Origin of the sequence: Sphingomonas sp. TDK1 (genome assembly GCF_001650735.1) — a bacterium.
In the GTDB taxonomy this organism is placed as follows: domain Bacteria; phylum Pseudomonadota; class Alphaproteobacteria; order Sphingomonadales; family Sphingomonadaceae; genus Sphingomonas.
Genome location: NZ_LXVY01000041.1, coordinates 1 through 9335, shown reverse-complemented (window position 1 = coordinate 9335; position 9335 = coordinate 1). Strand labels below are relative to the sequence as shown.

Here is a 9335-nt window from a genome sequence, read left to right as displayed (position 1 = left end):
GACTGCACACCGCCAACGAACTGGACTCCTGCGGTCAGAACGAGTGGGCGCCTCGAGCCACGCTGGGCATGTTTTTGGCAGTAGTGAACGGGCGACAGAGCTATTCGACAAAGCTCAGTCGCCCGTTCGCGGGATCGAACCGTAGTCAGAAGAAATCTTGGCGCTGATCAACTTACTTGGTGTCAGCTCTTGACGTTCGGAAGGTCCGCTAACGGCGCGAACAGAACCGGTGTATCAGCTCGCGCCAGCCCTCGGCCGCGCGGGCAACGCCGCGCGCAATACACGGATTGCCGACCGCAGGAAGATCAGGGCGATAATCCCGCCCACGCCCGTGTCGAGCATGCCCAAGTCGGCAGGCTCAAACAGGCCCTCAGCTGGAGCTGGGATCGATCTGCCGAGCGCAGGGCCACGCCTTAGTCAACGCCTCGTTGGCTCCGGCCGCCATGTGCTTGTCTCTGAGATAAGTCTCTGATTCGGCCCAGCGCAGATAAGCTTGGCGGAGACGCTGACGGTCATATCTCGGGGCGCCGCACACGGCGCGACGGACGATCAACTCATCGAGCATACCCTGCAGATAGGCTCCGCACTCGGGCGCCCCGCGTCTGCATTGCTCCAAAAGGGCGGAGCCGGTTGCGGAAGGCGGAACATCTTGAGTCACGCCCGATCCCGGTGAGACAACTAAGCTTGCGAGCGAAAAGTAGAAAATACCGAGGTTCATAATCTTCGGCCTCCTTGGGTCAAACCTGTTACGAGAACTTTCATGCAGAGCTCGCAGTTCACGCCTTTCGCCCTCTGCTGAAATAGGCGTAAAACTGTTCAAGCGCGGCGGTTCCCTCCGCCAGCCGTTCGTTGTCATCATCCGTTCGGGCGCAAATTCCGGCGATGAGGGCGCCCAGGCCGGCCGTCTCCGGCCGATTGAAGCGGCTGTCAGCGATGTCGAGGTCGTGAATGATTTCGCCGATCGCGACCAGCGCGGTATCATTGTCGAGTTGTGTCCGCACGAGCAGCGTCTCGAAGGTGCAGCGCTCGCCTTCGTGGGTGAACTCGGCATTCGCCATGTCAAACCTGAGTTCGTCCGCGGCAGGCTCGTAGCCTTGGCCGTCGACGAACTTGAAAGTCGCTTCGGGGTCGATGAAGCGCTGGATCAGCCAGGCCGACGCGATACGATCGACATGGATGCCGCGCCGGGTGATCCAGACCCGCTGTCTCAGGTCGGCGGTCGCGATCACCGCCTGACACGTCGAACTGACGTCAGGGTGCCGCGTCGAGCGCGTCACCAGGTCTGCGAGCGCCGCTTCGGCAGCTTGCCGGCCGTGGGTGCCGAAATAGTCGATGGCCGCGATTTCGGCCAGACGCGCGCGCAGGCGAACAATCTCGCGGGCGACCTGCCCGTCGTCGATCGTGCGCGCCTCGCGGGCGAGGTCCTCGTAATCGGAATCGCGAACCGCATCGAACAGGGCTCGCACGTCCGCGTCTCCCAAGCCACCGACCAGCGCAGCCTCCAAAATGATGGCCTCACCCCCGCCCTCGGTGATCTCGCGCAGCAGGTCGTCGAACAGAGCTGCCGTGTCGTCGCGAAGCGGTAGCGCGTGAACGGCGTTCTTCAGCGGAGTCGCCCCGATCGCCTGCAGCCGCCGCCAGACTTTGACGCGCAGATAGGCGGGCTTGGCGGGCAGTTGGTGGATCAACAGCAGCCACGGGGCGCGCGAGCCGGGGAACGAAATCATATACAAGGTGTATCATTCAATGACCACAAATGATACAGGTGAACGAGCTAGCGAGTTGAGGAGGTGGTATGACCTGGGTCGCCTGCGATTGGTCACCTGAAACTGGAAGTTGGTCTGGTCGGAACGAGGTCCCTGGCGCGACTCCGGGCCTAGCGGCATGAGCGCCGGAACGGACATCAATACGACGGTCGATCTCTCGGAACCGCGCCCGGAGGCCGCGCCGCCCAACCTGACGCATGCGCAGTTGTTCATTCGGTTTCTAAGGTTCGGCTTGCTGGCCTGGGGCGGTCCGGTCGCACAGATCGCCATGGTGCGCCGTGAACTGGTCGACGACGAGCGCTGGATCTCCAGCGAGCGCTTCAACAGGCTGCTGGCAGTGATGCAGGTGCTGCCGGGCCCCGAGGCGCACGAACTCTGCGTCCACCTGGGGATGCGCGCCAAGGGAAGACTCGGGGGCATCCTCGCTGGCCTGGGCTTCATGCTTCCCGGCTTTCTCCTCATGATGGCGCTGTCATGGCTCTATTTCCGTATCGCCCTGATCGACACAGCGCTCGGCGCGGCGTTCCTGGGGATTCAGGCGGCGGTGATCGCGTTGATCGTCGCCGCCGTCCATCGGATCGGAAAGCATATCCTGCTGGACGGTCGCCTGTGGATGCTCGCCATCATCTGCGGCCTGGCAGCCTTCGCCGGCGCTCCGTTCTGGATCACCCTTCCGGCCTCCGGGGCGATCTACGCGCTATGGGCGCTCGGCCTGCGAGTATTCGCTGCGCTTGTCGCCGCCGGGGCGACGGCTCTGACGATTCTGGTAATGCTCTTGGCGCCCGATGCCGCAACGCCAGAGGTCCAAACGGCGATCGGTGACCCCGGCCAAGCGCCCGTTTGGCTGTTGTTCGTTTCCGGCTTGAAGGCCGGCCTCCTCACTTTCGGCGGCGCCTACACCGCGATCCCGTTCGTTCGCAACGACGCCGTGGGTCAAGGTTGGATGAACGATGGCCAATTTCTGGATGGCTTGGCGCTGTCGGGCATCCTGCCGGCGCCTCTGATCATCTTCGCAACTTTCGTCGGCTATTTCGGCGGCGGACCGCTCGGCGCCGTAGCCATGACCGTCGGAATATTCCTCCCGGCATTCGCATTTTCGCTGATCCTCTACGACCGTTTGGAATCGGTGCTGGAAGCCAAGCGGCTGCATGCCTTTTTGGCAGGCGTCTCAGCCGGCGTGGTTGGCCTCATCGCCGCTACGACGATCGACTTGGCGACGGTCACAGCCCAGCGCGTCCCGGATCTGATCATTGGCGTGTCTATCTTCGCGGTCGCTTTGGCGTTGCTCTACACATGGAAGAATAAGCTCAACGTCGTGGTCGCGTTGGCCGCCGCCGGGTTAGCGGGCTGGGTCTTTTTCGCTCCGGCGAGTTAAAGCGTGGCCGACTACAACTATCGTAAGTCCCCCAAGCATCGAATAATCAGTTACGAAACGGAGCGTGCGATGAACCGCAGACATATGGTCCAGATCCTGGCAGTCATGGCGCTATCGCCGACGGCGATAGCGACCAAGGGCGCTGCCCAATCCGACAAGCGGGAGGTCATCTCGTCCGCGGCCGGCGTACAGGCGACCGTGGCTCCCGACGGTGTCGTGCGCATCGCCTGGTCGCGAACCGACGTCCCGGTGACAGTGGACGGCGCCCCCCTCGCGCCGGCCGCCGGTTTGGGTTCCTGGGCCGCTTTCAAAGCGCACGGCGACGACCATGTCATGCTGATGGGCGACACCGTGGTGTTCGAGGACGAGATCACGGCCGCCATGGACGCCGCCTTCGCCGCCGGCCTGGAGGTCACCGGTCTTCACAATCACTTCATCTTCGACGATCCGCCCGTCTATTTCATGCACGTCGGCGGCACGGGGCCGGCGCACGACCTGGCCACCGGGGTGAAGGCCGTGTGGGACGCCATTCGAGCCGTTCGTGCGGAGACGCCGACACCTCGACGACGCTTTCCTGGATCCACCCCGACCGTTGCCGGAGAGTTCGATGTCGCTTCATTGCGGCGCTATTTCGAAGTCGATCCCGAGCTGAACGGTGGCGTGGTCAAGTTCACCTTGCCGCGCACGGGTCGCATGCATGGCGTCGAAGTCGGAGGATCGATGGGATTGACGACGTGGGCGGCCTTCTCCGGAAGCACCGCGATGGCGACTGTGGCCGGGGACTTCATCATGACCGCTGAGGAGGTGCAGCCGGTGCTCCGGTCGTTACGGGCCGGAGACATCCATGTCGTGGCTTTGCACAATCACATGATTGGGGAGACCCCCGCGTTCTATTTCGTCCACTATTGGGGCAAGGGACCCGCAGAGGACTTGGCTCAGGGAGTCAACGCGGCGCTGGCCGTGCAGAAGGGCTCGTAGAAGGCATCTCGTCGTCCTCAGGCGACATCAATCTTCACTTGTATCACGCCTTTGATGGGGCGCGCCGTTCCTGTGAACTTGCTCCGGCCAGCCTCAACTGGGGGCGGTGATGAACGGGTGAAATGATGAGCTCTCCATGTGAACCGATCTCCGCGTTTGACGCCGAGGCCCTGCGCCTCCGCCCGCGGCTGTGTTCGGCTGTCGAGGGCTTGCGCGGTTTGAAAACGACGAGCGACATAGCGCTTTTAGCTCCCCGCGCTGGCATATCGAGAGACAGATCGGGCGTGATCGAGCGACGTGGGGGAGGTTCGTCTTATCGCCGAAGGCGGGCGGCGAACAAGGGTGGAACTGGAGCACCGTCATCTCGACCGGCACGGCGAGGGCCGGGGCCTTGCCGCTGGCGTTCAGTCCGATCAGGGCCGAAGCGGCGCGCTGGGGCGGGTTGGCCTCTCACTCCATCCGACAGAGGCAATACATGAACTGCTGATGCGTACCCCAATGCGTCTCGTGCAACTCCCTAACGCTGTCCAGGAGACGGAACTTCGGCCCAAACTCGCCGTGAAGATGTTCGGCGTCGTAGCGGACTACGTCCAGGCCGCTGCACTTGTCCGGACCGTCCGGCCCGAACGCCGCGACAATCACGTGGCCCCCGGGCCTGACAGAGCGGGCGATCTGCCGAACATATGCGGCTCTGTCGCCTGCGCTGGTCAGGAAGTGGAAGACGGCCCGGTCGTGCCAGACATCGTAGCGAGCCGGTTCCAGCTCAACAGCCGTATTGTCGCCGGTGATCCAATGCACCGCGGCGGCGGACATACCCAGACGGGACTTCGCCACGTCAATCGCCGCCGGGGAGATGTCGAGGACCGTGACGTCGCTGTAGCCCTGCGCGACGAGATCATCGACCAGCGTCGCTTCTCCGCCGCCCACGTCAATGATCGCGCTGCTGGCGGATGGCGCAGAGTCTGCAATGAGCCGTAGCGAAACCTAAAGATGGGGTCGATACCAGCTGACCTCTTCCACCGCCTTGTTCAGATAAACGGTTTCCCAATGCGTTTGATTAGACACCGCCGCCCTCCTGAGCCTTGCTTGTGAAGCTAGGGAACTAAACTTCCGGACGCCATATGATGACGTTCGTCAAGGGATAGGGAGCCACTTCGATGCGAAGAGGATGAGAGTGCGGTTGCCGAAGCTCACGGGCGCACTCAGCGCGACCATCATCTGCGGTTCCTGCTCGAATTCCGCCAGTCAGATCTCGGATGCGAGACCTGCGGCGCGGGCGATGATCGAGGGATACTTCACAAATGTCTCGATCACCTCGGATTCGGCGACGAGATCATCGTCCTGTGCGGATCCGTGCGCCTCGGCCCTCCTGGGGCTGGAAAGTTGGCGGGACCGCCCTGCGAGGGAACCGGCTGCGGACTTCGACGGGGAGTCGGATTCTGGTCGCCCATGGTGCTCGCTATGACTACGGCGTAGGCGATTGAACGCCGTCATCCACAACACGATCGGTATGTTCAATGCCGGGCCGCCAGAACGTCGGTGCATGGCGATACAGAACGGCCAGCCCGCACGTCAGAATAGAGATCACCAACGCCATGGCCGCGCCCATGCGTAGGACATCATCCGCCCCCGTCGAAAAGACCGCTACCGACAACGAGAGCATTGAGATCGCTATGAAGGTGATGATCGCCGGCCAGTTCGGCCTTCGCTCGAGTGCGGCGACCGCCTCCACCTTCGCAACCGGGATATCGCCGACCCGTTCCAGTGCGTCCGCCACGGCATCCTCCCGCTGAACCTCCGGGGTTTGCGTCTGATTCGGAAAGGGAACCACGCGCACGTCTTCGTCCATGGTCAGCGACTCCGGTTCTTCATTGTTTTGAAGGTCAGCGCCAGACGTTCGATGGCGTCCTTTTCATCTTCAGGCGCGCCTTCGAAGACCGCGCGGGTCAACTCGCAGATCTGTTCGGGTCTCGGCGCCAGGCCCGCCGCCCGAGCCTCGCGATCTACGGCCACAAGCAGGCGGCCAAACCGGGCCCAATCGAGTCCGGCGCCATATTGGCGTGGCCGATCACCGGGGCCGTGCAGCAGCCAGTGAGGGTCGGTGCCGAACTCCTGGTGCAGAGCGTCCAGCAGCCAGATCGGAGGATCAGACTCACCGCGCTCCCATCCCAGATAGGTGCGGCGGGGGAAACCGAGCCGGGCTGCGAAGGCGGATTGATTGAGACCACTTTGCTGCCGCACGGCGATCAGCCGCCGGGCGATGCCAGGGTCTGGATCATTGATGGTTGCGGTGTTGGTATTTCGCACACTATGGTCCCTTAGTCGCACAAGATGGAGCCAAGGCGATGATAGACGACAAAAGGCATGCACGGATCAAGTCCGCTTTGAGTCTCAAACGCATCAGCCTGTCGGACATTGCCCGGTCGCTGGCTGTGACGCCCTCCACGGTGTCCATAGTGTCGCGCGGTTTCAGGCGCTCGCGGCGTGTCGAGCAAGCCATCGCCGACGCGCTGGGACAGCGTCCGGAAGAAATTTGGCCTGACCGCTACCGCAGTGGATCGGCTGATCACCACAAGGAGACCGCCATGCCCGCCCCCTGATCAAGCTTCACACAATCCACGCCTGAAAGTGAAAAGGCCCGCGCTCGGCAAAAGCGCAGGCCCTTTCGGAAGATTGGTTCGTCGTTTCCACAGCGACCCCGCCAATCTCCCCGAAAGCGTCATCGCCGTCAAGGAATCTCCGTCGCGTCAGCGCGACGGAGACCGCCGACGCGCGCGCCCCTTTCAGGCTCCCATCATCAAGAATTGAACAACGGGAGCTTCCATGTTCGACCCGCGAGGCCTGCTGCGCCTCATCCTCACCACGGCCTACGGCAATCGGCAGATCGGCCGCATGATCTGCTGTTCCTACACGACCGTCGCTCGCTACCGCTCGCTTGCCCTGGAGATGTCCCTGACAAGCGAAGGCCTTTGCGCACTTTCTGACAGCGATCTGATGCGCCTCTTCAATGCGGGCCGATCGGCGCCGATGGCCATTGGACAGTTGCAGCCAGACTGGGCGGCCGTGGCCGTAAAGGTCAAGGCCGGCCACCATCTCAAGGATTTGCACGACACCTACGTCGAGACGGCGGGCGACCAGCCGACCATCTCCTATCGCGATTACTGCCGCAAATTCCGAGAATACAACGTGGCGGCTCATCCGATCATGCGACAGCGCCACCGGCCTGGCGAAACCATGATGGTCGATTTCGCCGGGCTTCGGCCGCGCGGGCGAGACGATGACCCCGCCGACCGGGTCCCGTTCGAACTGTTCGTCGCGGTGCTGCCCGCCTCTGACTACACCTTCGCCTGCGTCACCCGTTCACAGCGTGCGGGCGACTGGATCTGGGCGAACGAGCAGGCGCTTCGGTTCTTCGGCGGCGTCCCGCAGGTGATCATCTCCGACAACCTCAAGGCCGCTGTGATTTCCCACAAGCGCGGACAGGCGCCTGAGATCAATCCGACGTTTCAAGCCTTTTGCGACCATCATGGAACGATCGCACGCCCCGCCAAGGCTTACAGTCCCACGCACAAGGCGAAGGTGGAGATCGGCGTGAAGCTGATTCAGCGCCTGTTGCGGTTGGCCCTCGCAGATCGCCCGGCGATGTCACTCGGTGAGATGAACGCCTTGCTGGCCAGCCTGCTCATCCGCCTCAACACCAAGGCGCTGCGGCGCGCGCCGGGAGAGTCTCGCACCACTCTGTTCGAGCAGTTGGACCGTCCGGCGTTGCGGCCTCTCCAGGCGGAGCCGTTCGCCTTCTTCGAGGTCAGGCGTCAGCTGCTCCTCGGACCAGACTATCACGTCATGCACGATCAGCGCCGATACTCGGCGCCGCATACCCTGATCGGGCAGCGGGTTGATGTGCGCGCGAACGCCGCCACGGTCGAGATCTGGCACGACGGGAAGCCGGTAGGCGTCCACCCGCGCCTGGCCGTAGCGGGCGAGGCCTCGACTGATCCAGCCCATATGCCACCTAACCATTTGGCGCGGCGCGCGGGGGAGGACGAAGATCTTGTCCTATGGTCCCGTCTGCATGGGCCCGGTGTTCAGGCTGTGGTCCAGGGCGAAGCTGGGCGTCCGTTCTTCGGCGCGGCCAAGACCGCCGTCTATCGCTCGTTTCGGGCCTTGGCGCACCGCGTCGGTCCGGTGAGGCTGGAAGCAGCCTGCGCCCGCGCCGTGCGGTGCGGCGAACCCCGACTGGCCCATGTGCGCAATGTCCTGGATCGGAATCTGGAGTTCACGGACCCGGCAGACTTCATCACGCCCAAAACAGCCGCTGCCGCGACGAATGAGAACGTGCGCGGTCCCGACTATTTCGCCGGAGACGAGTCATGAACACCACCCACATCATCGACAAACTCCGCGACCTCGGCCTCAACGGCATGGTGGAAGCGGTCGAGCATCACGCGGCCACGCCGGCGTTCGCCGATCTACCGTTCCACGATCGGCTAATGCACCTCTTGCAGGCTGAAGCGGCGTATCGTGACGACCGTCGCCTGAAACGCATCCTGAAAGCCGCCCGACTGAAGATCCCTGCCGCGGCCGAAGACATCGACTACCGCTCCGCACGAAACCTGGACCGGGCCCAGATGGCCGAGCTTCTGACCTGTACCTGGGTGCGCCAAGCCGAAAATCTGATCCTGACGGGCGCAACAGGGACCGGGAAGACCCATCTGGCGTGCGCCTTTGGCGGTCATGCCGCCCGCGTCGGTCTGACGGTTCGGTACTATCGCACCCATCAACTGTTGGAGGACATGGCGATCGCCCATCAGGACGGCAGCATGAACCGCCTGCGCACGGCGATCGCCCGCTTCGACCTGTTGATCCTGGACGACTTCGGCCTGACGCCTCTGACGGAGTCGGGCAAGCACCACCTGCTGGACATCGTGGACGCCCGAACCCGATCGGCCTCAATCCTGCTGGCGGGCCAACTCCCGTTCAAGGACTGGCACGGCTACATCGACAATCCGATGGTGGCCGATGCCGTTCTCGATCGGATGGTCAACACCAGTCACCGGATCCAGCTGTCTGGTGAATCGATGCGCCGACTGACCTCGCCGGCGGCGTGATTCCAGGAGCCCGCGGCGCCCAGCCGGCGCCGCGGGCCGTCCGGCTGCGGAGTCCGCCGCTGACCAGCGTGCTCGTCATCCGGCGCCCAGCTTTGTGGCTCCCTCTAC

The 9335-nt window shown here is 63.4% G+C and carries 10 protein-coding genes; 5 read left to right on the top strand and 5 right to left on the bottom strand.

The features are described from left to right. Positions 1-370: 370 nt before the first annotated feature. Both A7X12_RS26815 and A7X12_RS19465 read right to left on the bottom strand, forming a co-directional pair. Positions 371-718 (bottom strand): Rap1a/Tai family immunity protein, encoded by a 348-nt coding sequence (locus A7X12_RS26815; RefSeq protein WP_443029313.1) that lies wholly within the window; start codon positions 716-718, stop codon positions 371-373. A gap of 58 nt (positions 719-776) precedes the next feature. Next, the gene (locus A7X12_RS19465; protein ID WP_176695932.1) at positions 777-1727 is read right to left on the bottom strand and encodes a chromate resistance protein ChrB domain-containing protein; all 951 of its coding nucleotides are present in this window, start codon (positions 1725-1727) and stop codon (positions 777-779) included. 157 nt (positions 1728-1884) lie between these two features. Between A7X12_RS19465 and A7X12_RS19460 the strand changes: the two genes are divergently transcribed. Together A7X12_RS19460 and A7X12_RS19455 are read left to right on the top strand one after the other, a co-directional pair. Then, positions 1885-3141, top strand: coding sequence for a chromate transporter (locus A7X12_RS19460; protein ID WP_157105659.1), 1257 nt, complete (start codon positions 1885-1887; stop codon positions 3139-3141). A gap of 3 nt (positions 3142-3144) precedes the next feature. After that, positions 3145-4119, top strand: coding sequence for an LppY/LpqO family protein (locus A7X12_RS19455; RefSeq protein WP_232318606.1), 975 nt, complete (start codon positions 3145-3147; stop codon positions 4117-4119). 450 nt (positions 4120-4569) lie between these two features. Here the strand turns inward: A7X12_RS19455 and A7X12_RS19450 are convergent, their stop codons facing one another. The 3 genes from A7X12_RS19450 to A7X12_RS19440 all read right to left on the bottom strand — a co-directional run bounded on the left by A7X12_RS19450 (position 4570) and on the right by A7X12_RS19440 (position 6426). Continuing rightward, the gene (locus tag A7X12_RS19450; protein WP_269747834.1) at positions 4570-5088 is read right to left on the bottom strand and encodes a class I SAM-dependent methyltransferase; all 519 of its coding nucleotides are present in this window, start codon (positions 5086-5088) and stop codon (positions 4570-4572) included. Positions 5089-5584: 496 nt separating this feature from the next. Next, complete coding sequence (locus tag A7X12_RS19445) at positions 5585-5968, bottom strand: hypothetical protein (RefSeq protein WP_064313117.1); 384 nt, start codon at positions 5966-5968, stop codon at positions 5585-5587. 2 nt (positions 5969-5970) lie between these two features. After that, complete coding sequence (locus A7X12_RS19440; RefSeq protein WP_064313116.1) at positions 5971-6426, bottom strand: helix-turn-helix domain-containing protein; 456 nt, start codon at positions 6424-6426, stop codon at positions 5971-5973. A 38-nt stretch (positions 6427-6464) separates the two neighbouring features. Between A7X12_RS19440 and A7X12_RS19435 the strand changes: the two genes are divergently transcribed. The 3 genes from A7X12_RS19435 to istB all read left to right on the top strand — a co-directional run bounded on the left by A7X12_RS19435 (position 6465) and on the right by istB (position 9227). Next, positions 6465-6719: a helix-turn-helix domain-containing protein gene (locus A7X12_RS19435; protein WP_064313115.1), complete on the top strand. Its 255-nt coding sequence runs from the start codon at positions 6465-6467 to the stop codon at positions 6717-6719. A 223-nt stretch (positions 6720-6942) separates the two neighbouring features. Next, positions 6943-8493 carry an IS21 family transposase gene (gene istA, locus A7X12_RS19430; RefSeq protein ID WP_064313114.1) on the top strand — a complete coding sequence of 517 codons (1551 nt, stop codon included), beginning with the start codon at positions 6943-6945 and terminating at the stop codon, positions 8491-8493. Beyond that, complete coding sequence (istB, locus tag A7X12_RS19425; protein ID WP_064313113.1) at positions 8490-9227, top strand: IS21-like element helper ATPase IstB; 738 nt, start codon at positions 8490-8492, stop codon at positions 9225-9227. Before istA ends, istB begins: the two co-directional genes overlap by 4 nt. The last annotated feature ends 108 nt before the right edge of the window (positions 9228-9335 follow it).